This window comes from Rhizobium sp. CF080 (assembly GCF_000282095.2).
Lineage (GTDB): Bacteria > Pseudomonadota > Alphaproteobacteria > Rhizobiales > Rhizobiaceae > Neorhizobium.
In genome coordinates this window covers 155,403-177,799 of the sequence record NZ_AKKC02000008.1, presented here as the reverse complement: position 1 = coordinate 177,799, position 22,397 = coordinate 155,403, and the positions used below count along the sequence as shown (strand labels likewise).

The following is a 22,397-nucleotide window of genomic DNA, read 5'->3' as shown; positions in this document are numbered from 1 at the left end:
GCAAATGCGCAAGCAGATCCTTCTACTTCTCCGCATTGCGCGCGGAGAGTTCGCGCACTCGGGCACGGTCGATGGCGATCCTTCCGCCATCCGGCCCGTAGGGTTCTTTGAAATGGAAACCCTTGGCGCTCGGCCCGTGGTCGTGGAGATGTTCGAACCGCTCGACCGCCTCCGCCCAGTCCGGGCGGCCCTGCGTCCACCACAGCACCAGCGCCGGCCAGCGCCGTTCGACATTCCAGTCGCGGGCGTGTTTGAGCGCATCGGCATGCACGCCGTCATAGGTGAAGGCCATCAGGGATTCGAGATCGGCCCATAGGGACAGCGTCGAAGGCGCCGTCACAAAGCCGCTGCCATCGATGAAGCGTGGGAAGACCTGTGGTCCCCAGCTTCGCGGACCCGGCTCGCCGGGGTAACCGGACCGGCCCAGAAAACCTTCCGCCTGCTCGGCAGCCTGAAAATTGGCCGGCTCGCGAAATCGAAAGCCTTCGACTTGCGGGCTTTCATACGGGGCGACGAACAGGCCGAAATTATAGATCGCCAGCCGCTTCTCCGTCCCGCTCATCTCAGTTCGCGTCTTCGGGAATGACCGGCAGCGGTGCGATCTCGATGCCCTCGTCGAGGAGGTCGCGCACCTCGCCGAGGCTCGCCTGGCCGATGATGCCGCGGGCGTCCGCCTCGCCATAGTGGATCTTGCGGGCTTCCTCGGGAAACTTCTCGCCGACATCCTCGGCATTGGCCTTGATCGCCGCGACCGCTTCCTTGAGCTTGGCAATCATCTCCTGGCGCGCCAGGTCCATCACCATCGCCTGCTTCTCTTCCTTCTTTCGGGCGGTCGAAACGGAGGGTGCCATCAGCGTCTTGGAAATGGATGCGGAATTGCAGACCGGACAGGTGAGGAACCCGCTCGCCACCTGCCGGTCGAAATCGGCGCTTTCCGAAAACCAGCCTTCGAACGTGTGGGCATTGTCGCAGATGAGGGAATACTTGATCAAGCGGCTACCCCTCCCGCCGCATCGGGAACCGCATCGAGCGAGAACTCGCGGGCGTTCTTGAGGTTGGGGATCTTCCCCCGCGCCGCAGCGACTGCGGCGATGTCGATATCGGCCAGCACGACGCCTTCGCCGGTGCCGCCGGCGGATGCCAAGACCTTGCCCCAGGGATCGACGATCATCGAATGGCCGAAAGTCTCGCGGCCGTCCTCATGCACGCCGGCCTGGGCGGCGGCGATCACGAAGGCGCCGTTCTCGATCGCACGGGCACGCAGCAGGATTTCCCAATGCGCCTCGCCAGTCTGGCGGGTGAAGGCGGCGGGCACGGTCAGGATTTCGGCGCCGGCCAGCGCCTCCGTGCGGAAAAGCTGCGGGAAGCGCACGTCGTAGCAGATCGCGAATCCGAGCCTGCCGAACGGCAGGTCGGCGACCCGCGCTTCGCTGCCCGGCTCATAGGCCGAGCTCTCGCGCCAGCTCTCGCCATTGTCCAGATCGACATCGAACATGTGGATCTTGTCATAGGTGCAGATCTGCCGCCCGCCCGGCGCGAACAGGAAGGCACGGTTGGCGATCTTGCCGCCATCGACGGCAATCGCCGTCGAGCCGACATGCAGGTGGATGCCGAGTTCGCTCGCAAGGCTGCGGGCGGTCGAGACGATGATGTCGCCCGCCTCGTCGCGCAGCACGGCGCGCATCGCCTTGCGGTCCCGCTGCAGGAAGCCGGTCATCTCCGGGGTCTGGATATAGACCGCACCGTGAGCCGCGGCTTCCCGCACCAGCCGCGCCATGTCGGCGGCGTTCTTTTCCGGATCGACGCCGGAGCACATCTGGATGGCAGCAACCTTGAAAGCCATGGGAGACACCTCTCAGTTCGCCAGCATCGGGTCCAGCTTGCCGGCCCGGTCGAGCGCGTGCAGGTCGTCGCAGCCGCCGACATGCGTGCCGTCGATGAAGATCTGCGGGAAGGTCGCGCGGCCGTTCGCCTTGCCGATCATTTCCTGGCGCAGTTCCTGCGAATAGGTGGCGTCATGCTCGGTATAGGCCACACCCTTGGTGTCCAGCAAAGCTTTTGCGCGTGCGCAGTAACCGCAATATTCGCGGGTATAGATAGTAACCTCTGCCATGATCTTCTCCGGGCGCGGCCCAGGGGAAAGGAAGCCGGGAAAAGGCCGCGCGCAATAGTGTCTTCTTCTGTTCATATAGGCCCGGCGACAGCCATTGCAAAGGTCAAAACCGTGACCTCCGCAGCCCCTGCTTTCCTCAGCGCCCGCGTGGCGGAAGAAACCGTCGCACCGGTCGTATAGACGTCGTCGACCAGCACCAGCCGCTTGCCGAACACGCGGTCCTCCTGGCCCGGCGCGATTGCGAAAGCCGCTCGCACATTGTCCTCCCGGGCCCGCGCCGAAAGCCCCACCTGCCGGTTCGTGCGCTTGACGCGAATGAGGGTCGCGGGCAGGAACGGCTGGCCGGATTGCCGCGACAGATGCCGGGCAAGCTCCGCCGCCTGGTTGAATTTCCGCAAGGCGAAGCGCGAGCGGTGCAGCGGCACGGGAACGATCCCCTCGCAGTTTGCCACGTGCCCGTCGGAGGCACGCAGCATCCAGCCCGCCATCATCGCCGCAAGGTCGGTGCGGTCCCGGTATTTCAGCGAATGGACGAGGTCGCGCGCCGCCCCCTCGAAGATCGCCGCCGAGCGCAGGCGGTCGAAGACGGGCGGTTCGGCGATCGCCTGTGCGGACAGGATGCCCGGTCCCGGATCGTAGGAGAATGGCAGCCCGAGTTTCTCGCAATAGGGCCGCTCGATGAAACGGATCTCCCGCCAGCAGGAAGGGCAGAAGCCCCGATGTGCCCCGGTTCTGACCCCGCAGCCGGGACAGGTCGGCGGATAGACGAAATCGCCGACCCATCTCGTCCACCCCGCGGCGAACGATGTTAGAAGTCGCAAGGGGTTGATGTTGGGCTCGGCGGACATGACTTGACAATAACCCACGGAGCGCGCCTTTGCGACGGCAGAATACGAGTGGACGACCATGGAAATTCTTTTCGACGAACAGCTTGTGAGCGCACGGCGCCGACGCGCGATAACCGCCCAAGACAGCAATGCCGCATTCCTCCTGGACATCGCCGCCCGCGAACTTGCGGATCGCCTGGCCGTCGTCGAGCGCCGGTTCGAGACGGCGGTCGAACTGCATGGCGGAACCGGCATCGCCGCCCGTGAGGCGCTGGCCACCGGCAAGATCGGCACCTTGAGCCGTATCGAAACCGACGCCGCCTTTGCAAAGCCCGGAGATGCCTTCACCGCGGCTTCATTGGATGAGGTGCCGCTCGAGCCCGAATCCGTCAATCTCCTCCTGTCGCCGCTGTCGCTGCATCTGGTCAACGATACGCCCGGCACCCTGATCCGCATCCGCCGGGCGCTGAAGCCCGACGGGCTTTTCTTGGCGGCGATCCCGGGCTCGGGTACTCTTCAGGAAATGCGCGACGTCCTTCTCTCCGCCGAGGCGGAACTGACGGGCGGCGCAAGCCCGCGCGTCATTCCCTTCGCCGATGTGCGCGATGTCGGCGCCCTCCTGCAGCGGGCCGGCTTCTCGCTGCCGGTCGTTGATGCCGAGACCTATACGGTGCGCTACGACTCGCTTTTCCCGCTGATGCGCGACCTGCGCGCCATGGGCATGACCAATCCGCTCGCCGGCCGCAGCCGGGTGCCGGTGACGCGGCGTTTCTTCGTGAGGGCGGCCGAGCTTTATGCAGAGCGTTATTCCGACCCGGACGGCCGCATCCGCGCGACCTTCTCGATCATCTATGCCTCCGGCTGGGCACCGCACGAAAGCCAGCAGAAGCCTTTGAAGCCGGGCTCCGCCAAGATGCGTCTTGCCGACGCGTTGAACAACCGTGCCCCGCGCTGAGCGGCCTCGACCCGAATTCAGGGAATAGGCTTGTCTACGTGGTTAGAGACGGTTTCGAACGTATTCGTCAATGCGTCGGCAAAAGTGGTGAAACCGGCGATCATTGACAGCGAGATGATCGCGATGATGAGGCCATATTCCACAGCCGTCGCCCCGCGCTCGTCGCGTATGAAGGACCGGAAGAGACGCATGAATTGCCCTTTTGAACGAAAGAATTCGTAAGCCGCCAGATTATATTACAACATTTAATCAGCAGTCGCTGCCGACGCCATAGCCCTGTACGATGCAGACCGAACCGGGCGTTTCCTGCAATACGCTGCGCCGGATCGTATAATGTCTTGCGCCCTTTTCGCCGGGCTTGATGGAGCCCGTGCTGATCAGGTCGAAATCTTCCTGGACATGCGCCAGCCGGCGGTCGTCATTGCGGCCGGCCAGCATCGGCGTCACGATCAGCGAAAGAGCGATCGCGGCCGTCCCGAACAGGAGTGCGATATTGAGCGCGCCGGTTTTGCCGGAGCCATGCGTCGTCCGCTGACGGACCCGCACAGTTTTCCAGAATTCCTCGTCCATGCCTTCTAAAGCCTCGTCAACGCGTTACCGGATAAGCCTTGAAGGTGCCACAATCGGCTAAACGATCCCTTAACGCAGGATAAATTCGATTGTTCTAATTTTATCGATCAGAGCAGATCCTGCAGGATTGGGATCAGCGGCTCGTCGGCCGGCGGCATCGGGTAGTCGCGTAGCGCGTTGGGCCGCACCCATTTGATCGCCTGTCCTTCCCGCCCCGTCGGGATGCCTTCGAACCGCCGGCAGACATAAAGCGGCATCAGGAGATGGAAGCTCTCGTAGGTGTGGCTGGCGAAGGTGAGCGGCGCAAGGCACGGGATCTTGGTCTGGATGCCGAGCTCTTCCTCGAGTTCGCGCACCAGCGTCTCCTCCGGTGTTTCACCGGGTTCGACCTTGCCGCCGGGAAACTCCCAGAGGCCGGCGAGCGACTTGCCTTCGGGCCGCTGCGCCAGAAGGATGCGGCCGTCGGTATCGATCAGCGCGCAGGCGGCAACGAGCAGGATCTTGCGGGGCGCGTCGCTCATGCCCGGCCTTCCTGCCGCCAGTAACGGTATTCATAGGCCTTGCGGAAGCTGAACTTCCGATAGAGCGCCAGTGCCGGTTCGTTGGTCGAAACCACCTGCAGCCAGGCCGACCGAGCGCCGCTGATCCGGGCCCAGCGCAACGCCGAGGACAGGATCTCGGTGCCGAGACCCTCGCGGCGATGCGCCTCGGCGACGGCAAAGGAGATGATGCCGGCGAGATCGTTGTCCTGCACGCAGAGAGCCACGGCGGCGGCCCCTTCCTGCGGGTTCTCCTTGATGAAGAAACCGGAGGTCGGCTTGATCGAGCTCAGGATCTCCGCAAGTGCCGGCTTCAGTGCCGGATCCTCGCCGTCGACGGCAAGGCTTGCATCGCAGAACCGGCCGATATCGTGGCTCGGCAGGTAATCGAGCGTGTCCGGCAGTTCCAGTTCGGTGAGGTTGACGGTCAGGACGTCGACGGTCTCGAAAACTCGCCAGCCGGCAGCATCGAGATGTTCGATGAGCTTGGGAGGAGCGAGCGGCGTCTCCCGGACGACCAGTTGACGGCCATAATCCTCGAACCGCTTGCGCGCCTTCTCCAGCCGCATCCCCATGTCGCGGTGATCGGACGGGTCGAGCGGCACGATGCAGTTCAGGCGCTTGGAAGGATGACCACCGGTCAACCGCACCTGCCAGCTTCCGTCATAAACGACGGACGCCGCCGGCCAGGCTCGAAAGCCGACGGCTTCGAGCCGCCTGACCAATGGCAGATCGTTCTGAGGAGAGGATGCTTCGTTCAATCCCGTCAGCTCCGGTAGTCGCCGTTGATGGCAACATATTCCTTGGTGAGGTCGCAGGTCCAGACTGTCGCCCGGCCGTTGCCGAGACCGATATCGACCTTCACCGGAATGTCCTGTTCCTTCATGACCGCAGTGGTCGCGGCTTCGGAATAGGCCGGATCGCGCTCGCCGTCGACGGCGACGCGCACATCGCCGAACCAGATCGCCAACCGGTCGCGGTCAGCCATTTCGCCCGACTTGCCGACGGCCATGACGATACGGCCCCAATTGGCGTCCTCGCCGGCGACCGCGGTCTTGACCAGCGGCGAATTGGCGATCGAAAGAGCGATCGTCTTGGCCGCGGCATCGCTTTCGGCGCCGGTGACGGTGATCTCGACCATCTTGCGGGCGCCTTCGCCGTCGCGAACGACCTGCAAGGCGAGATCCTTCAAGAGATCGTTGAGCGCCGCGCGGAAGCTCATGAGGCGCGGATCATCGGCAGTTTCGACGCGAGCCTGGCCATCTGCGGCGGCGGCACCAGTGGCAAACAGCATCAGCGTATCGGAGGTCGAGGTGTCACTGTCTACGGTGACCGAATTGAAGGTGGGGCCAACGCCGGCGGACAGCAGGCTCTGCAGCGCCGGCGATGCGATGTCGGCATCGGTCGCCACGAAGGACAGCATGGTCGCCATGTCGGGGGCGATCATGCCGGCGCCCTTGGAGATGCCGTTGATCGTCACCTTGACGCCGCCGATCTCGGCGGTGCGGGTCGCGACCTTCGGATAGGTGTCGGTGGTCATGATCGCTCGTGCCGCTTCCAGCCAGAAGTCGCCGACGGCGCCGCTGTTCATGTCGCCGAGCACGCCGGCGAATTTCGTCGCGTCCAGCGGTTCGCCGATGACGCCGGTCGAAGCCAGATAGACCTCGTTCTGGCCGCAACCGACCGCCTCGGAGGCCGATTTTGCGGTGAGTTCAGTCGCAGCCTTGCCCCTGACACCGGTAAACGCGTTGGCATTGCCGGAATTGACGACCACGGCGCGGGCAACCCCGTGCGACAGATTGGCGCGGCAGAAATCGACCGGTGCCGAAGGGCACTTGGAGCGGGTGAAGACGCCGGCGACAGTCGCCGGCTTGTCGAACACCATCATCAGAACGTCGGTGCGGTTCTTGTACTTGATCCCGGCGGCGGCGGTCGCCATGCGCACGCCGCGGATCGCCGGCATGTCGGGATAGGATTTCGGAGCAAGCGGCGAAACGGAATCGGACATCGGAAAACTACCTGGCTCAAATAGGAAAAGGGCCCGGAAGATCCGGGCCCGTCGTCAAAAGATTACTGCTGGGCCGGCACGTCGCCGTCCTGCATCTTGCTGACGTCGTCATAGCCCTTCTTGAGGCCCGCATCCATGATGTCGATCTTCTGCTCGCTCTTGGCCTTGGTGATGAGAGCGACATACTTGTCGCGCATCACGAGCTGCTTGACCTGGTCCTCGACCTGTTCGAAAGCCGGTGCCGGAGCATCGCGCGTCTCTTCGAGCTTGATGACGTGAAAGCCGAACTGCGACTTGACCGGGGTCTTGGTGTATTCGCCCTTCTTCAACGCGAAAGCGGCTTCCTCGAATTCCGGAACCATGCGGCCGCGGCCGAACCAGCCGAGGTCGCCGCCTTCGTCCTTGTTGGAATCCTGGGACTTTTCCTTGGCGATCGCGGCGAAATCCTTGCCCTTGTCGAGGTCGGCGATGACGGCCTTGGCCTCTTCCTCGGTCTTCACCAGGATGTGGCGGGCATGCACCTCTTCCTGCTTCGGCAGGGAGGCGATTTCCTTGTCGTAACGGGCCTTGACCTCTGCCGGGGTGGTGGCATCGATCACATGCTTGCGGAAATAGGCGTTATGCAGCTCGCGATCGGCGATATATTCCATCCGCTTCTTAAAATCGGGCGTGTCCTTGATGCCTTCGGCGAGAGCGCCCTTGGCGAGCAGCTTGACGTCGATGGCGCCGGAAAGGGCTGCGACCTTCTTCTGGTCGTCCGGAAGCTGGGCGAGCTGCGGGTCGAGATTCTGGACTGCAATGTCCAGTTCCGACTGGTGGATTTCCAGGTCACCGACCTTGGCAACGACCGGATCTTCCGCCGCAAAGGCAGGAGCCTGGCAGAGGATCGCGGCGGCCAGCGCGGCCGTCATGAGAAATTTGTGGCGCAACATCGATAAAGACCTTTCGATAGGGTACCGGTTTCAGAAGCCCTGATTCCGGCCAGAAAACCTTCACAAACACCGGATTGTGGCCATTCTGTATCGGCCGCCACCGTTGACATCATTCGACCCCCCTCTTATCTGTCACGCAACTTCGCGTCCAGCAGAGTTTCCGGGCGTGACGGGTCATTTTATCGGCGTCAGAAACCGATAGTTCGACCGGTCCCGCGCCCCCATGGGACAGATTTCAGAAAGGACCATTCGTATGGTCAGCCTTGGCGGCATCGCCCGCAAATTGTTCGGTTCGGCAAACGATCGCCGCGTGCGCGGTTACCGGCCAACTATCGACGCCATCAATGCAATCGAGGAGAAGACCAAGGCTCTCTCCGACGAACAGCTTGCAGGCCAGACGGTGGAGTTCAGGAAACTGCTCGCCGAAGGCAAGACGCTCGATGACATCCTGATCCCCGCCTTTGCGGTGGTGCGCGAGGCGTCCCGCCGCGTGCTCGGCATGCGCCCGTTCGACGTGCAGCTGACCGGCGGCATGATCCTTCACGATGGCGCGATTGCCGAGATGAAGACCGGCGAAGGCAAGACGCTGGTGGCGACATTGCCCGTCTATCTCAACGCGCTCGCCGGCAAGGGCGTGCATGTGGTCACCGTCAACGACTACCTCGCCCAGCGCGACGCCCACACGATGGGCAAGCTCTACGGCTTCCTGGGCCTGACCACCGGCGTCATCGTGCATGGCCTCGACGACGACCAGCGCCGCGCCAACTACGCCTGCGACATCACCTACGCCACCAACAACGAACTCGGCTTCGATTATCTGCGCGATAACATGAAGTACGAGCGCAGCCAGATGGTCCAGCGCGGACACAATTACGCGATCGTCGACGAAGTGGACTCGATCCTGGTCGACGAGGCGCGCACGCCGCTGATCATTTCCGGCCCGCTCGACGACCGTTCGGAACTCTACAACACGATCGATGCCTTCATCCCCGTCCTGACGCCGGAAGATTACGAGATCGACGAGAAGCAGCGTTCCGCCAACTTCTCCGAGGCCGGTACCGAAAAGCTGGAGAACCTGCTGCGCCAGGCAGGCCTGCTCAAGGGCGAATCCCTATACGACGTCGAGAACGTCGCGATCGTCCACCACATCAACAACGCGCTGAAGGCCCACAAGCTCTTCACCCGCGACAAGGACTATATCGTCCGCAACGACGAGATCGTCATCATCGACGAATTCACGGGCCGCATGATGCCCGGCCGTCGGTATTCGGAAGGCCAGCATCAGGCGCTCGAAGCCAAGGAAAAGGTGCAGATCCAGCCGGAGAACCAGACGCTCTCCTCGATCACCTTCCAGAACTATTTCCGCATGTACGGAAAGCTCGCCGGCATGACCGGTACGGCCCAGACCGAAGCGGAAGAGTTCGGCAACATCTACAAGCTCGAGGTGGTCGAAGTGCCGACCAACCTGCCGATCCAGCGTATCGACGAGGACGACGAGGTCTACCGGACCTTCGAGGAAAAGTTCAAGGCGATCATCGCCGAGATCAAGGACGCTCACGAGCGCGGCCAGCCGGTTCTCGTCGGCACGACCTCGATCGAGAAGTCGGAACTGCTGGCAACCATGCTGCGCCAGTCCGGCTTCAACAATTTCCAGGTGCTGAATGCCCGTTATCACGAGCAGGAAGCCTATATCGTCTCCCAGGCCGGCGTGCCGGGCGCCGTCACGATCGCCACCAACATGGCCGGCCGCGGTACCGACATCCAGCTCGGCGGCAATATCGACATGCGCCTCGAGCGCGAGCTCGAAGGCATGGAGCCGGGTCCGGAGCGCGATGCGCTGGAAGCGGCAAGCCGTGAAGAAGTCAGGCAGCTCAAGGAAAAGGCGCTGGCTGCCGGCGGCCTCTACGTCATTGCCACCGAACGCCACGAAAGCCGCCGCATCGACAACCAGCTGCGCGGCCGTTCCGGCCGTCAGGGCGACCCGGGCCGCTCGAAATTCTACCTGTCGCTCCAGGACGACCTGATGCGCATCTTCGGTTCCGACCGCATGGACGGCATGCTGCAGAAGCTTGGCCTCAAGGAAGGCGAAGCGATCGTCCATCCCTGGATCAACAAGGCGCTCGAACGCGCCCAGAAGAAGGTCGAAGCCCGCAACTTCGACATCCGCAAGAACCTTCTGAAATACGACGACGTCACCAACGACCAGCGCAAGGTGATCTTCGAACAGCGCATCGAGATGATGGATTCGCCTGACGTTTCGGAAGTCGTCGAGGAAATGCGCGCCGAGGTGATCGAGATTCTTGTCACCAAGCACATTCCCGAGCGCGCCTATGCCGAACAGTGGAATGCCGCGGGCCTGCGCGAAGACGTCGGCCGCCTTCTCAATCTCGACCTGCCGATCGAGGACTGGGTCAAGGAAGAAGGCATCGGCGAGACCGATATCCGCGAACGCATCACCGAGGTTGCCGACAAGGCTGCCGCCGACCGCAAGGAGCGCTTCGGCGCCGACATCATGACCTATGTGGAGCGCTCCGTGCTGCTCCAGACGCTCGACCACCTGTGGCGCGAGCATATCGTCAACCTCGACCATCTGCGCTCGGTCATCGGCTTCCGCGGTTACGCCCAGCGCGATCCGCTGCAGGAATACAAGGCGGAAGCCTTCGAGCTGTTCCAGGCCCTGCTCGCCAACCTGCGCGAGGCGGTCACCGCCCAGCTCATGCGCGTCGAGCTGGTGCAGAACCCGGAACCGCCGCAGCCGCCGGCGATCTACGACGAACAGCATGTCGATCCGACGACCGGCCTCAATCAGGTCACCGGCTTCGACAGCGAGAACTTCATCGCCGCGCCGGAAGACCGCCGTCCGGAAGATCCTTCCACCTGGGGCAAGATCGGCCGCAACGAGGCCTGCCCTTGTGGATCCGGCAAGAAATACAAGCACTGCCACGGCGCCTTCGAACAGGCCTGAGGCTCATCCGAAAACCCGGTCATGCAAGCGCCGCCCTTCCCGGGCGGCGTTTTCGTTTCCGCGGCAGGGCCTGCATGACCGTCAACCCTTTAACCTCCTTTACCCACTTGGGCGAACCCTTTCTTAACCCTGCTGTGGCAACACTTTTGCCCATTGTTCCCGTCTCCGTTAGAGTATTGCGTGCCCATCATGGCGGTTATCGAAACAGCGGAAAGATTGCTTCCGCCTGGTCTGAGGACCCGGCTCGCTCCGCTGACGCGCAAGCTTCAATCGATCCTCACCGATGACGACGAGACCGCCCGTGCCCAGCGCCGTGCCCTGATCGCCTTCGTGATCCGCGTCTTCAGCGCCGCCATCGCCTTCGTGTCGCAGATCGTGCTCGCCCGCCTGATGGGCGAGTTCGAATACGGCATCTTCGCCTTCGTCTGGGTTCTGGTCGTGCTCGCCGGCAATCTCTCCTGCCTCGGTTTCCACACCTCCGTGATCCGCTTCCTGCACCAGCACAAGGCGCGCGACGAGGTGGCGACGGTGCGCGGGCTCAATCTCACCGTCCGCCTGGTGGCGCTCATTTCGGCTAGCACGGTGGCCGGCCTCGGTTTGCTGTTCCTGCATGTCTACGGCCACACGGTGGAGGCCTATTATCTCGTGCCGGTGGCGCTCGCCTTCTTCACAATGCCGATGATCGCGCTCGGCGACGTGCTCGACGGCACGGCGCGCTCGAACGGCTGGACGGTGACTGCGCTCTCGCCCACCTACCTGATCCGCCCGACCCTGATCCTCGCCTTCATGCTGGCAGCCCTCTGGTTCGGCGCTCCGCACACAGCCGTCACCGCCATGGAGGCCGCCCTTGCCGCGACCTATGTCACGACGCTCTCGCAGCTCCTGCGCCTGACGCTGCGCCTGCGCCGGCTTTACGGACCAGGCCCGATGCAGTTCGAGATCGGCGCCTGGTTCCGTTATTCGCTGCCGCTCTTCCTCGTCGACGGCATCGGGTTCCTGCTGACCAATGCGGACGTGGTCGTTGTCGGCCTCTACCTGCCGCCGGACCAGGTCGGCATCTACTACGCCGCCGCAAAGACGATCGTGCTCGTCCAGTTCGTCTATTTCTCCATCAAGGCCGCAGCTGGCCCCCGCTTTTCCGCGATCATGGCCGAGGAGGACATGCCGGCGCTGGCCGCCTTTGCCGGCCAGACCGTGCGCTGGAGCTTCTGGCCGTCGCTGGCCGTCGGGCTCGCGGCTCTCGCATCCGGCGAACTGCTTCTGTCGCTGTTCGGCAGCGCGTTCACCGCCGGCTACTGGCTGATGGCGATCCTGTTTTGCGGCATCCTCGCCAAATCCATGGTCGGCCCCGGCGAGGTGCTGCTCAGCATGGCGGGCCGCCAGAAGCTCTGTGTCGTGCTCTACGCCGTAACGCTGTCGGCGAGCATCGGCCTCAACATGGCGCTGATCCCCCGCTTCGGCCTGACGGGTGCCGCGATGGCCACGGCATCTTCGATGATGATCGAGGCGATCCTGTTGCATATCGCAGTCCGCCGCACGCTCGGCATCGTGCTCTTCGCGTTTGCCGATCCGACGCCCTCTGCTCCTTCAAAGGCTTCCTGACCATGGCGTTACCCCCGTTCAGCAGCGAATTCGAGGGCAATGGCGGCGGCCGGATGAGCATGATCCAGGCATTTCGCGCAGAACGGCCTGACGCCGACACGCATCTCCAGGTCGGCCGGCCGGGCCGCGAACTCTGCCTCTATCCCGCCGCCTTCGGTTACGACCTGCAGGAAGAACTCGAGTTCCTCTCCAACCGCGCGCTCGAGCCGAACATCTTCTTCTCCGCCCGGCTGCTCGCCCCCGCCATGCCGCGGGTCGAGGACAAGCAGGTCCGCCTGGCGCTGATCCGCGACGAGACGGGTGCGCGCAGCCGCATGCGGCTGCTGATGCCGTTCACGATCGAAAAGCCCGGCTTTTCCGTTGGCGCCTCGATCATTCGCGCCTGGGCCAATCCGTTCGGCCCGATCGGCACGCCGCTCGTCGATGCGGAAGATTCGGCCGAGACGATCGACAACCTTTTCGACGCGCTGAGCATGCGCGAAGCCCGCCTCCCCTCCGTGCTGGTCATGCCGGACGTACGGCTCTCCGGCCCGTTCGCGCAGCTTGCCAAGGCCGTCGCGATCGGTCGCAACCTGCCGGTCACCGTCACCGATCCCTATCTGCGGCCGATGCTCGAAAGCCTGCTCGACGGCGAGGCCTATCTCAAGCACGCGATCTCGTCGCACCACTATCGCGAAATGCGCCGCCTATGGCGCAATCTGGGATCGAAGGGCACGCTTTCCTATTCGGTCGCCCGCCAGCCGGAGGAGATCCGGCTGCGGATGGAGGAATTCCTGGCGCTCGAAGCCAAGGGCTGGAAGGGCCGCAAACGCTCGGCCCTGATCAACGACCGCTACCGCGCCGCCTTCGCCCGCGAAGCGATCACTAACCTGGCGGAAGTCGATGCGGTCCGCATCCACACCATCGATTTCGACGGCCGCGCGATCGCTTCGCTCATCGTCTTCATCATGGCCGGCGAGGCCTATACGTGGAAGACCGCCTACGACGAGGGCTTTTCCCAGTTCTCGCCCGGCAAGCTCTTGATGGTGAAGCTGACCGAATGGCATCTCGAAGACGCCAACATCACGCGCACCGACAGTTGCGCGGTTCCCGACCACCCGATCATGAGCCGCTTCTGGGAAGAGCGCGAGGACATGGGCACGCTCGTGATCGGCCTGCGCCAGAACGGCGACCGCGACGTGCGCCAGGTGGCAGCCCAGCTTCACCTCTACCGCAACACCCGCAACATGGCCCGCATGCTCCGGGAAAAGATCATGTCGCTCGCCGGCCGTTCGGAATAACTACTCTGCGGCCGCCTTGTCCCGCAGCAGCCGGCGGATGACCTTGCCGCTGGTCGTCAGCGGAATGTCGTCGACGAAGGCCACCTCGCGCGGATATTCGTGCATGGAGAGCCGCGTCTTCACCCAGTCGCTGACTTCCGCAGCCAACTCATCGCTGGGAAGATAGCCCGGTGCGAGCGCGATATAGGCCTTGACGATCTCGGTGCGGATCGGGTCCGGCTTGCCGACCACGGCCGCCAGCCGCACCGCCGGATGGCCGGTCAGACAGTCCTCGATCTCGCTCGGCCCGATGCGGTAACCGGACGATGTGATCACGTCGTCGTCCCGCCCGATGAACTCCACATAACCATCGCTGTCCTTCCGGCCGAGATCGCCCGTGATCAGCCAGTCGCCGACGAATTTTGCTTCCGTCGCAGCCTCGTCGTTCCAGTAACCGAGAAACATCACCGGATCCGGACGGCGGATGGCGATCTGGCCCATCTTGCCGGCCGGCAGCTCAATGCCCTTGCCATCGACCACCGCCACATGATGGCCGGGTACCGCCCGCCCGATCGCCCCGCCGCGCGACACGCCAAGATTGGCGGCCGAGGACAGCACGAAATTGCATTCGGTCTGGCCGTAGAATTCGTTGACCGTCAGCCCCAGCGCCGCCTTTGCCCAGTCATAGGTCTCACGGCCCAGCGCCTCGCCGGCCGAGGCGATCGTCCGAAGCTTGAGATCGTATTTTTCGAGCGGCTTTTCGACCGATTTCAGGAGCCGGAGCGCCGTCGGCGGAATGAAGGCATTGCGCACGTCCATCTCGCTCATGATCCGGAAGGCCATGTCCGCATCGAATTTTTGGGCCGGCGAGGAGACGACCGGAATGCCGAGCATCAGCGCCGGCAGCAGCACGTTGAGCAGGCCGCCCGCCCAGGCCCAGTCCGACGGCGTCCAGATCCGGTCGCCTTCCTGCGGCGCGAATTCATGCGCCAGCTGGAAACCCGGGATATGGCCTGCCAGCACCCGGTGACCATGCAGCGCCGCCTTCGGTGGCCCGGTCGTGCCGGAGGTAAAGATCATCAGCGCCGGATCGTCCGGACCGCTATCGACAACCTCGAACACGGGAGGATGGGCGGTTATCAACGCATCGAGCCCCAGAAGGCCCTCGCCGGCCGGCGCCTCGCCCGTGACGATGACATGCCGCAACTCCGGCAGCTTTTCGCGCAGATCCGCAAGCCGCGATAGGCCGAAGGGGTTGGTGACAATAGCTGTCGCCCCGGATGCCTTCAGTCGGTATTCGAGCGCTTCTGCCCCGAACAGCAACGCCAGCGGCAGGGCGATGCCGCCCATCTTGTAGATCGCCACATGCGCGATCACCGTCTCGAAACTCTGCGGCAGCAGCAAAGCCACCCGATCGCCGGGCTTCAGCCCGAGGGCGACAAAGGCATTCGCCAGCGCGGCGGACCGCTTGGACAGCGCGCCATAGGTCAGCGCCCGATGATCGCCATCCGTGCTGAAATGCTGGAGACAGATGCGCTCCGGAAATTCTTTCGCCCAGGCATCGCTGACCACCTCTCCCATATTGAATCGCTCTGGGATCTCCCAGGCGAAATCGCCAAAAAGGTCTTCATAGGAGGTACGGGCGGGCAGTTTCATGGGCAGCGCTTCTATTTTTGCTGCACCAGCTAACATCCGGGATGCCGAAAATACAAGGGGGACATCGGAGGGGACCTGATATGGAGAAACCCATCCCCTGCGATGGGGATGGGCTTCGAATACCAGGCAGATCAACGCGAGGCGCTCATCCGCAGCATGCGGCAGAGCGATTCCAATGCCGCATCGCCGCCGCCAGAGGCGAGATCTGCGCAGCGGGTGAGCAGGCGGCGCTGCTCGGTTTCGGACATCGCCTGGAAGGCCTGGAGCTGCGGGGCGGTGAGCCCGCCTACACCCGGAGCACCCGCGGCGCCTGCACCGGCCAATGGGGCTGCGCCGATCCCTGTGCCTCCGAGGCCGAGCAAACCGGGACCGGAAGCCGCACCGGGACTGCCGCCGCCGATCGATGCGGTCGTCCCGGCATCGACGCCATCGCCGCTACCGAGCGCAAGGCCGGCATTGACGCCATTTCTGCCTCCGAGAGAAACGGCCGCATCCCCATCTAGCCCATCCTCTCCATCGACATTCGCATCGGCATTCAGACCATCACGCCCGCCCGCCGTCGCATCCGCATCCGCCACGCCGCTGCTGCCGCCGATGCCGACATCGGCATTGACGCCGCCGGTTCCGCCAACGGAGACATCGGTAGCGATCCCGTCGCTCGTATTCACATCGGCGCTGACGCCATTCTCGCCGCCAACCGACAGGCCCTGCGCAAAACTCTGCCCGGTAAAAGGCAGGGCGAGGCATCCGGACAGTAACAGGACACGCAATGATTTCCGCATGATAGTCTTCTCCTTCCGAAACCCGGCACCATTGCCGGACCTCCGAGAACCGAATGTCCAGGCGGCACACATGTTTCAGGAGATGCTAAACAACGGCGATATGCCGTTAAGGAAAGGGAAAAATCCACATCCGGCTGCCTTGATCCGGGACAACCTCGCAGGCATGGAGCAGACGGGATTGCGCCTTCACTTCACCCTTGCATGCCGGTGCGACGCCGTGATAGAGCGCATACCGCTACCCGAGTGCCCCGTTGGCGGAATTGGTAGACGCGCCTGACTCAAAATCAGGTTCCGAGAGGAGTGCTGGTTCGATTCCGGCACGGGGCACCACAAATCTTGAAAACGTTGACATAATTGCGCGTTTCGATTTTGGCCGAAGCGGCAGCTTGCGTGTGGCCGGATTGAGCCGCGCCTTTCAGGGCTTCGATTCCCGGCAACCCGTCGGCTCAGACCGCGACCGAAACCGGCATACTGTCGCCCGATTTATCCCGAAAGGATAGTTGCACATAAGTCCGCGGACACCTTGCAGACGCAGACCGTTGCGATAAGCTCCCGTCGGCTGGGAGACATCATGGCAAAGCAACCGAATCCTACAGGCATCGCGAAAGCGGAGGAAGATAACAACGACGTGCTGGAGGAAGCTCCTGCGTCCTCCGCCGACAGAGGCAAGCCAAGAGAGATCAAAGGCGGCGTTCCCTATACGCCGTCTCCCGGCGTGTTCAAACGCGCCCTAGAAGGGATCATAGCTGCGGAGCGGCCCGACAAGTTCAGCCCCGACTTCATGGAGACGATCCTCCACCTGACGGGTGGTGGGGCCAGAGCGGTGCCCCCGATGTTAAAGAAGATGCAGTTTCTCAGTCCTGACGGTTCGCCCACGACTTTGTACTCGAAGTTCAAGACCGATGGCGGTCGGAGCCAAGCGGCCTACGAAGGATTGCGGAACGCGTTTGGCGAGCTGTTCAGGCGGAAAGAATTCGTGCACCGCGCCGACGAGAACGCTGTAAAGGACGTCCTCTCGTCGAAATTACCGGGCTGAAGAGAACCGACGCTATTATCCGCCTGATGTACGCCTCCTTCGAAGCGGTTCGCGCGTTCATTACGACCGACGCCGCAAAGGAGTCGGATGCAGGGCGAGAGACCGACGTCGGGAATGCTTCTGAAAGGATTCCCCAGGATCGTCCGGTTAGCGGAGTGAAGCTCGGACTATCGTACCAGATAAACATCGTTCTGCCAGAAACCGAGAACATTGCGGTCTTCAACGCCATTTTCAAAAGTCTGCGGGACAATCTCCTCAGATGAGCCAGGAAGATCACATCGAGCTGTTCATCCTCAAGAATGCGGTGATAACTCGCGATCTTCGGACCGCCTTCAATGTCAACAGGATCGGCAATACGAGAGGCGCGCTTGAAGCCCAGGCTGACTCGCTCGTCGCCGACTACTTGAGGCAGGTAGACTTCGAAACGCTCGCTGCCGCCGAGCGGATGAGCGAGTTCTACAAGCTCTTCTACGCGCTCGAAAACGACATCAGAGAGCTGATCGAGGCGACGATGCTCGAGAGCAGTGGAAACGACTGGTGGAAGACCTGCGTCCCGCAGGTCTTAAGAGAGAACGTTCAAAAAAACTACGATCGCGAGGCGGCTGAAGGACTGCCTCCTCGTTCGGACCGCCTAATTGACTACACGACCTTCGGCGAACTCGGCGAAATCGTGAAGGACAACTGGGATGTCTTTTCAGGGATGTTCTCCAATGCTACGCGAAATAGGGTTCTTCGCGTCATCAACCGTCTGAACCTCGTTCGAGGGCCAATCGCCCATTGTAATTTTCTGCCGGAGGAAGAGGCGATCCGGCTGAAGCTGGCCATACGCGACTGGTACAAGCTCATGGAATAGAACTTCGCTCGAAGGGCAGTGAACTAGCAACAGGCTTTAAAGCTGATCGCGTGGAATTGACGCTAATGCGGGTGACCATGCAAGACCGTCCGGAACTGTTTAGGCTTGGGTAAATCCGCGTTCATGCCGTCAGAATCCGCGCTATGTGGTACTCAGTCCACATTTATACGGCGACGTATGTGTCCAGAACGGACCCTGAGAAAAATGGCGCACCCGACAGGATTCGAACCTGTGACCTTTGGAATCGGAATCCAACACTCTATCCAGCTGAGCTACGGGTGCTAACCTGAAAGGCGATGACTCGCCTCCGTCCGATGGTGGTTCTTAGCTCAGGACGTAGCCCGCATCAATCGCCAATTTGCGATGGGCACAAATCATCTGATGGCGATACTCTGTTTTCCTTGCGGTCAGGGGCCTCATGGTTTCCTGCCCCGCGGGCGATCAGGGTGCCGAGTTCAAAATAATTTGTCTTACCGCGCCGGCGCATCTGCTCTAAGTGAGGCCATGGCGTCCCGGCCGGTCGAAATGCATATCAGGAGAGGCGCATGGCGCTGACAGCTTCCACACCCCGTTCCCGCGCCGGCATCGGTTATGCCGTCGTCCTGACCCTCGGCATGGCGGCGACCGTTGGCGGGGCCCTCGCCTTTCAGTATATCGGCGGTTACATCCCCTGCGCGCTCTGCCTGCTGCAGCGCAATCCCTATTATTACGGCATCCCGGTCGGCATTCTGGCGATCGTCGTTGCGGCGATCGGCCTGCCCGCCTGGGTCACCCGCGCGCTGCTCGTCGTTATCGGCGTGATGATGCTGGTCGGCGCCGGCATGGGCGTCTATCACTCGGGCGTTGAATGGGCTTTCTGGGAAGGTCCGGCAAGCTGCGGCGGCGGCGCGGGCGTCACCACCAATGCCGGCAGCCTGCTGTCGGACCTGAACACGGTGCATGGCCCGTCCTGCACGGAAGCGGCCCTTCGCGTGGCTGGTCTCTCGTTTGCCGGCTGGAACGTGATTGCGAGCGTGATCCTCGCCGCCATCGCCTTCGTCGGCGCAAAAAAGGCCGCCTGAGGCGGCCTTCATCCTGTCGAATACCGGCTCGATCCGTTCCGTCTTACGGCTGCAGTTCCGTATCCCAGTAGAGATAGTCCATCCAGCTTTCGTGCAGATAGTTCGGCGGGAAGAGCCGGCCGTTATTGTGCAGGTCCTGCACCGTCGGCTGATAGGGCTTCTGGTGCGGGAACATGGCGGCCTGCTTGGGCAGCTTGCTGCCTTTCCGCAAGTTGCAGGGCGAGCAGGCGGCCACGACATTTTCCCAGGTCGTCTCGCCGCCATGGGCGCGCGGGATGACGTGGTCGAAGGTCAGGTCGTCGTGTTCGCCGCAATACTGGCATTCGAACCGGTCGCGCAGGAAGACGTTGAACCGGGTGAAGGCCGGGTTGCGGGTCGGCTGGACATAGGTCTTCAGGCTGACGACGCTCGGAAGCTTCATAGAGAAGCTCGGCGAGCAGACCGAGTGATCGTATTCCGCGATGATGTTCACACGGTCAAGAAAAACTGCCTTGATCGCGTCCTGCCAGGACCAAAGCGACAAGGGATAATAACTCAGCGGCCGGTAGTCAGCGTTCAGAACGAGCGCCGGCAGGGCCTGCGGGGAGACTGCAATCGTCAAATGACGCTCCTACCCGATTCGGCATCTGTCCTTTCTATATTAGGTCCGTTGTTACAGGATTGTGAAGCCCAATAAATGCAGTGGGATACTCTGGCCCGGCTTCAGGCCAAAGGTGTGACATCACGACGCATTTTCGCCGCGTAATAGGCCCAGAAAAGCCTTGCTGCGACGGAACGCCACGGGCTCCAGAGGCCCGCCGCAGCAGCCAGATTTCTGGACGAAGGACGTGCTTCAAGCCCGAACGCATGGGCGACCGCCGCCTGCAGCGCCACGTCGCCGGCCGGGAAGATATCGGCATGTCCGCCGCAGAACATCAGATAGACTTCCGCCGTCCAGGGGCCGATGCCGGGAAGTGCTACCATCTGCCGGATCGCCTCGGCCGTTTCGAGCGCGCAGACGGAGGCGAGATCGAAAGACCCTTCCGAAATTGCTGTGGACAAATGGAGAAGCGTCGCCGCCTTGGCCCGCGACAGGCCGAACGTGGCGACGATGGCGGGGTCGAGCGCCCGGTACCCGGCGGCAGTGACCGGACCGGCGGCCGTTATCCGCCGCCAGATCGCCTCGGCGCTCGCCCGCGACACCATCTGCGAGACGACGATCGAGGCAAGGCCCGAAAAACCCGGCTCGTTCAGCCTGAGCGGCACCGGGCCGGAGGCCTCGACGACCACTGCCAGCCGCGGGTCGATCGCGATCAGCGCCTCGAGACCCGCCTGGATGTCCGAATGATCGCGGATGATGGACACGCCTTACCTCTCCCATGGCCGTTTTTCCAAAAGCGTGGCAGAAGACATCATGCCCGCCTCGCCTTCAGATAAATCGGTCTATCGTTTCGCGCCAAGCCCGAACGGGCTTCTGCATCTCGGCCACGCCCTGTCGGCGCTTATCAACCACGACATGGCGGCTGCAAACGGCGGCCGTTTCCTGCTGCGAATCGAGGATATCGACCTGACGCGCTGCACCCCGGAATTCGAGGCGGCGATCTATCGCGATCTCGCCTGGCTGGGGCTTGGATGGGAAGAGCCGGTGCGGCGGCAATCCGAACATTTCGACGCCTACCATGCGGCGCTCGACCGATTGACCGACATGGAGCTGGTCTATCCGGCCTTTCTGACCCGCGGCGAGGTGAAGGCCAAAGTCGCGACTTACGAAGCGAGCGGAAAGAGCTGGCCGCGCGATCCGGACGGTTCCCCGCTTTATCCCGGCGACGACCGGCATCGCGGCGAGGCCGAGCGGCGGAGGCTGATCGCCGATGGTGTCCGGCACGCCTTCCGTCTCGACATGAAAAAGGCTCTCGATCTGATCGCGGCACCGTTGAGCTGGACCGAGACCGGCGACGGAGATCGCGGCGAGATTCTCGCCGATCCGTCGGTCTGGGGCGATGTGGTCCTCTCCCGCTCCGATGCCCCGTCGAGCTACCATCTGTCGGTGACTGTGGACGACGCCGCGCAGGGGATCACCCATGTGGTGCGCGGGCTCGACCTCTTCGAGGCGACGGCCGTGCACCGGCTGCTGCAGGACCTGCTGGGGCTGCCGCAGCCGATCTACCACCACCACCGGCTGGTGCTCGGCGCGGACGGCAGGAAACTGTCGAAAAGCGAGGGTTCAACCGGGCTCGCGTCGCTTCGCGACCAGGGTCTCGGCCTCAGTGATATCCGTCGCCTCCTTGGCCTTTGACAACGCTTCCCCGCGTTGGCGCCGTTCCCGCCGGAACCGGTTGAAGACCGAGTAGATCCGGTATTTCATCAGGGCGGCGTTGAGCTCGGCGCCGAGAATGAAGATCACGCTGATCATGTAGAGGAAGACCAGCACGATCATGATCGATGCCAGCCCCGCATAGGTCGCGGCATAATTGGCGAAGCTCGACAGGTAGGAGGCGAAACCGAGGCCGAAGGCGGTCCAGATGACGATCGTCAGCGTCACGCCAGGCAGGACGTCGATGATCCGCCGGCGCCCTGCCGGCAGCCATTTGTGCGAGAGCAGCAACCCCAGCATCAAAAGCAGGGCCGTGCCATAGAGGCCCCAGTTGGCGGCGCGCGTCAGGTCGCCGACCAGCCAGGGAAAACGGGTTTCGGCAAAACGGAGCGCCACCGGCACGGCAACCAGCACGATGCTGATCACCGCGAAGATGACGACGGCGACGATCACGTAACCAAGGCTGGCGAGACGGGTCACGTACCAGGGCCGGGTTTCCGTCACGCGGTAGGCGCGGTTGAGGGAAATCCGAAGCGCCTCGACGCCGTTGGAGGCGAAATAGGCCGCCGCCAGGACCGAGATCGTCAGCAGCCCGCCGCGCGGGATTTCCAGCACCTGGCGGATTTCCGACGCGATCGGCGCGGCGATATTCGCCGGCCAGGTGTCGAAGAGCAGATGCACCGCGGTTTCCGAAAAACCGCCGGCGCCCAGAAAACCGGCAAGCGCCGTACCGAAGATCAGGAACGGAAACAGCGCCAGCAGGCCGGAGAGCGCCACATGGCTCGCCATGGCCCAGCCATCGTCATCCGAGAAGTGCCAATAGGCGTCCCAAAGCACCTTGAAGGCGAGGCGATACCACCGGACGGGGCGGTTTTCTTCGGACAATTGCAACTCCGTTGTGACGTGGCGGGAAATATGGGAGGAACTCTTTCGATTGTACAGGGAA

Annotated in this window: 24 protein-coding genes and 2 tRNA genes; 9 read left to right on the top strand and 17 right to left on the bottom strand. The window is 62.9% G+C overall.

The window, feature by feature from the left end; genetic code table 11:
* Positions 1–22: 22 nt before the first annotated feature.
* From PMI07_RS18210 to PMI07_RS18190, 5 genes are all read right to left on the bottom strand, one after another.
* Positions 23–562 carry a DUF3291 domain-containing protein gene (locus PMI07_RS18210; protein ID WP_007770974.1) on the bottom strand — a complete coding sequence of 180 codons (540 nt, stop codon included), beginning with the start codon at positions 560–562 and terminating at the stop codon, positions 23–25.
* A gap of 1 nt (position 563) precedes the next feature.
* Entirely contained in the window at positions 564–992 is a 429-nt protein-coding gene (locus PMI07_RS18205; RefSeq protein WP_024163904.1) for a DUF1178 family protein, read from the bottom strand.
* Positions 989–1,843 (bottom strand): carbon-nitrogen hydrolase family protein, encoded by an 855-nt coding sequence (locus PMI07_RS18200; protein WP_024163903.1) that lies wholly within the window; start codon positions 1,841–1,843, stop codon positions 989–991. The genes PMI07_RS18205 and PMI07_RS18200 overlap by 4 nt, the downstream gene beginning before the upstream one ends.
* Before the next feature lie 12 nt (positions 1,844–1,855).
* The gene (gene grxC, locus PMI07_RS18195; protein ID WP_007774047.1) at positions 1,856–2,113 is read right to left on the bottom strand and encodes a glutaredoxin 3; all 258 of its coding nucleotides are present in this window, start codon (positions 2,111–2,113) and stop codon (positions 1,856–1,858) included.
* A 71-nt stretch (positions 2,114–2,184) separates the two neighbouring features.
* Positions 2,185–2,961, bottom strand: a complete 777-nt coding sequence (locus PMI07_RS18190) for a ComF family protein (protein WP_037087589.1) — start codon at positions 2,959–2,961, stop codon at positions 2,185–2,187.
* Between the two features lie 58 nt (positions 2,962–3,019).
* Between PMI07_RS18190 and PMI07_RS18185 the strand changes: the two genes are divergently transcribed.
* Entirely contained in the window at positions 3,020–3,895 is an 876-nt protein-coding gene (locus tag PMI07_RS18185) for a methyltransferase domain-containing protein (RefSeq protein ID WP_007774053.1), read from the top strand.
* A gap of 17 nt (positions 3,896–3,912) precedes the next feature.
* On the opposite strand, the gene PMI07_RS18180 is transcribed toward PMI07_RS18185, so the two are convergent.
* The 6 genes from PMI07_RS18180 to PMI07_RS18155 form a co-directional block, all read right to left on the bottom strand.
* Positions 3,913–4,086, bottom strand: coding sequence for a Flp family type IVb pilin (locus tag PMI07_RS18180; RefSeq protein WP_007774054.1), 174 nt, complete (start codon positions 4,084–4,086; stop codon positions 3,913–3,915).
* A gap of 58 nt (positions 4,087–4,144) precedes the next feature.
* Positions 4,145–4,465: a hypothetical protein gene (locus tag PMI07_RS18175; protein WP_007774056.1), complete on the bottom strand. Its 321-nt coding sequence runs from the start codon at positions 4,463–4,465 to the stop codon at positions 4,145–4,147.
* A gap of 107 nt (positions 4,466–4,572) precedes the next feature.
* The gene (gene mutT / locus PMI07_RS18170) at positions 4,573–4,986 is read right to left on the bottom strand and encodes an 8-oxo-dGTP diphosphatase MutT (RefSeq protein WP_007774060.1); all 414 of its coding nucleotides are present in this window, start codon (positions 4,984–4,986) and stop codon (positions 4,573–4,575) included.
* A complete protein-coding gene (locus PMI07_RS18165; RefSeq protein ID WP_024163902.1) occupies positions 4,983–5,765 on the bottom strand; it encodes a GNAT family N-acetyltransferase in 783 nt (260 codons plus the stop codon). The genes mutT and PMI07_RS18165 overlap by 4 nt, the downstream gene beginning before the upstream one ends.
* A 5-nt stretch (positions 5,766–5,770) precedes the next feature.
* On the bottom strand, positions 5,771–7,012 hold the full coding sequence (argJ, locus tag PMI07_RS18160; protein WP_007759129.1) for a bifunctional glutamate N-acetyltransferase/amino-acid acetyltransferase ArgJ: 1,242 nt from the start codon (positions 7,010–7,012) through the stop codon (positions 5,771–5,773).
* Between the two features lie 62 nt (positions 7,013–7,074).
* Complete coding sequence (locus PMI07_RS18155) at positions 7,075–7,944, bottom strand: peptidylprolyl isomerase (protein WP_007759132.1); 870 nt, start codon at positions 7,942–7,944, stop codon at positions 7,075–7,077.
* Between the two features lie 253 nt (positions 7,945–8,197).
* Between PMI07_RS18155 and secA the strand changes: the two genes are divergently transcribed.
* The 3 genes from secA to PMI07_RS18140 all read left to right on the top strand — a co-directional run bounded on the left by secA (position 8,198) and on the right by PMI07_RS18140 (position 13,791).
* On the top strand, positions 8,198–10,909 hold the full coding sequence (secA, locus tag PMI07_RS18150) for a preprotein translocase subunit SecA (RefSeq protein ID WP_024163901.1): 2,712 nt from the start codon (positions 8,198–8,200) through the stop codon (positions 10,907–10,909).
* Positions 10,910–11,089: 180 nt separating this feature from the next.
* Positions 11,090–12,511 carry a lipopolysaccharide biosynthesis protein gene (locus PMI07_RS18145; protein ID WP_280949773.1) on the top strand — a complete coding sequence of 474 codons (1,422 nt, stop codon included), beginning with the start codon at positions 11,090–11,092 and terminating at the stop codon, positions 12,509–12,511.
* 53 nt (positions 12,512–12,564) lie between these two features.
* On the top strand, positions 12,565–13,791 hold the full coding sequence (locus PMI07_RS18140; protein ID WP_245277198.1) for a GNAT family N-acetyltransferase: 1,227 nt from the start codon (positions 12,565–12,567) through the stop codon (positions 13,789–13,791).
* Here the strand turns inward: PMI07_RS18140 and PMI07_RS18135 are convergent, their stop codons facing one another.
* Both PMI07_RS18135 and PMI07_RS18130 read right to left on the bottom strand, forming a co-directional pair.
* Complete coding sequence (locus PMI07_RS18135; protein WP_024163900.1) at positions 13,792–15,426, bottom strand: AMP-binding protein; 1,635 nt, start codon at positions 15,424–15,426, stop codon at positions 13,792–13,794.
* Between the two features lie 131 nt (positions 15,427–15,557).
* Positions 15,558–16,208: a hypothetical protein gene (locus PMI07_RS18130; protein ID WP_007767830.1), complete on the bottom strand. Its 651-nt coding sequence runs from the start codon at positions 16,206–16,208 to the stop codon at positions 15,558–15,560.
* A 245-nt stretch (positions 16,209–16,453) separates the two neighbouring features.
* On the opposite strand from PMI07_RS18130, the gene PMI07_RS18125 reads away from it, so the two are divergent.
* The 3 genes from PMI07_RS18125 (at position 16,454) to PMI07_RS18110 (ending at position 18,097) form a co-directional block, all read left to right on the top strand.
* Positions 16,454–16,538: transfer RNA gene (locus PMI07_RS18125), tRNA-Leu, on the top strand.
* A gap of 241 nt (positions 16,539–16,779) precedes the next feature.
* On the top strand, positions 16,780–17,244 hold the full coding sequence (locus PMI07_RS18120; RefSeq protein WP_007767834.1) for a DUF5343 domain-containing protein: 465 nt from the start codon (positions 16,780–16,782) through the stop codon (positions 17,242–17,244).
* Between the two features lie 259 nt (positions 17,245–17,503).
* The gene (locus tag PMI07_RS18110) at positions 17,504–18,097 is read left to right on the top strand and encodes a Swt1 family HEPN domain-containing protein (protein ID WP_007767840.1); all 594 of its coding nucleotides are present in this window, start codon (positions 17,504–17,506) and stop codon (positions 18,095–18,097) included.
* 205 nt (positions 18,098–18,302) lie between these two features.
* Here PMI07_RS18110 and PMI07_RS18105 read toward each other — a convergent pair.
* Positions 18,303–18,379: transfer RNA gene (locus PMI07_RS18105), tRNA-Arg, on the bottom strand.
* A gap of 263 nt (positions 18,380–18,642) precedes the next feature.
* Between PMI07_RS18105 and PMI07_RS18100 the strand changes: the two genes are divergently transcribed.
* On the top strand, positions 18,643–19,158 hold the full coding sequence (locus PMI07_RS18100) for a disulfide bond formation protein B (protein ID WP_007767844.1): 516 nt from the start codon (positions 18,643–18,645) through the stop codon (positions 19,156–19,158).
* A 43-nt stretch (positions 19,159–19,201) separates the two neighbouring features.
* Here the strand turns inward: PMI07_RS18100 and PMI07_RS18095 are convergent, their stop codons facing one another.
* Positions 19,202–19,759 carry an HNH endonuclease gene (locus PMI07_RS18095; RefSeq protein WP_007767848.1) on the bottom strand — a complete coding sequence of 186 codons (558 nt, stop codon included), beginning with the start codon at positions 19,757–19,759 and terminating at the stop codon, positions 19,202–19,204.
* Between the two features lie 101 nt (positions 19,760–19,860).
* Positions 19,861–20,502, bottom strand: coding sequence for a DNA-3-methyladenine glycosylase (locus tag PMI07_RS18090; protein ID WP_024163899.1), 642 nt, complete (start codon positions 20,500–20,502; stop codon positions 19,861–19,863).
* A gap of 49 nt (positions 20,503–20,551) precedes the next feature.
* Here PMI07_RS18090 and gluQRS point away from each other — a divergent pair, with 49 nt between their 5' ends.
* A complete protein-coding gene (gene gluQRS, locus PMI07_RS18085) occupies positions 20,552–21,433 on the top strand; it encodes a tRNA glutamyl-Q(34) synthetase GluQRS (protein WP_024163898.1) in 882 nt (293 codons plus the stop codon).
* Here the strand turns inward: gluQRS and PMI07_RS18080 are convergent.
* Positions 21,362–22,336: a YihY/virulence factor BrkB family protein gene (locus PMI07_RS18080; RefSeq protein ID WP_007766699.1), complete on the bottom strand. Its 975-nt coding sequence runs from the start codon at positions 22,334–22,336 to the stop codon at positions 21,362–21,364. The genes gluQRS and PMI07_RS18080 overlap by 72 nt on opposite strands.
* Positions 22,337–22,397 lie beyond the last annotated feature (61 nt).

Bases quoted from the DNA above. Each gene is read 5' to 3' on its own strand.
- PMI07_RS18210 (WP_007770974.1), bottom strand. From the start codon at position 562: ATGAGCGGGACGGAGAAGCGGCTGGCGATCTATAATTTCGGCCTGTTC.
- PMI07_RS18140 (WP_245277198.1), top strand. From the start codon at position 12,565: ATGAGCATGATCCAGGCATTTCGCGCAGAACGGCCTGACGCCGACACG.
- PMI07_RS18190 (WP_037087589.1), bottom strand. From the start codon at position 2,961: ATGTCCGCCGAGCCCAACATCAACCCCTTGCGACTTCTAACATCGTTC.
- gluQRS (WP_024163898.1), top strand. From the start codon at position 20,552: ATGCCCGCCTCGCCTTCAGATAAATCGGTCTATCGTTTCGCGCCAAGC.
- PMI07_RS18185 (WP_007774053.1), top strand. From the start codon at position 3,020: ATGGAAATTCTTTTCGACGAACAGCTTGTGAGCGCACGGCGCCGACGC.
- mutT (WP_007774060.1), bottom strand. From the start codon at position 4,986: ATGAGCGACGCGCCCCGCAAGATCCTGCTCGTTGCCGCCTGCGCGCTG.
- PMI07_RS18130 (WP_007767830.1), bottom strand. From the start codon at position 16,208: ATGCGGAAATCATTGCGTGTCCTGTTACTGTCCGGATGCCTCGCCCTG.
- PMI07_RS18175 (WP_007774056.1), bottom strand. From the start codon at position 4,465: ATGGACGAGGAATTCTGGAAAACTGTGCGGGTCCGTCAGCGGACGACG.
- grxC (WP_007774047.1), bottom strand. From the start codon at position 2,113: ATGGCAGAGGTTACTATCTATACCCGCGAATATTGCGGTTACTGCGCA.
- PMI07_RS18120 (WP_007767834.1), top strand. From the start codon at position 16,780: ATGGCAAAGCAACCGAATCCTACAGGCATCGCGAAAGCGGAGGAAGAT.
- PMI07_RS18155 (WP_007759132.1), bottom strand. From the start codon at position 7,944: ATGTTGCGCCACAAATTTCTCATGACGGCCGCGCTGGCCGCCGCGATC.
- argJ (WP_007759129.1), bottom strand. From the start codon at position 7,012: ATGTCCGATTCCGTTTCGCCGCTTGCTCCGAAATCCTATCCCGACATG.
- PMI07_RS18200 (WP_024163903.1), bottom strand. From the start codon at position 1,843: ATGGCTTTCAAGGTTGCTGCCATCCAGATGTGCTCCGGCGTCGATCCG.
- PMI07_RS18135 (WP_024163900.1), bottom strand. From the start codon at position 15,426: ATGAAACTGCCCGCCCGTACCTCCTATGAAGACCTTTTTGGCGATTTC.
- PMI07_RS18110 (WP_007767840.1), top strand. From the start codon at position 17,504: ATGAGCCAGGAAGATCACATCGAGCTGTTCATCCTCAAGAATGCGGTG.
- PMI07_RS18100 (WP_007767844.1), top strand. From the start codon at position 18,643: ATGGCGCTGACAGCTTCCACACCCCGTTCCCGCGCCGGCATCGGTTAT.
- secA (WP_024163901.1), top strand. From the start codon at position 8,198: ATGGTCAGCCTTGGCGGCATCGCCCGCAAATTGTTCGGTTCGGCAAAC.
- PMI07_RS18180 (WP_007774054.1), bottom strand. From the start codon at position 4,086: ATGCGTCTCTTCCGGTCCTTCATACGCGACGAGCGCGGGGCGACGGCT.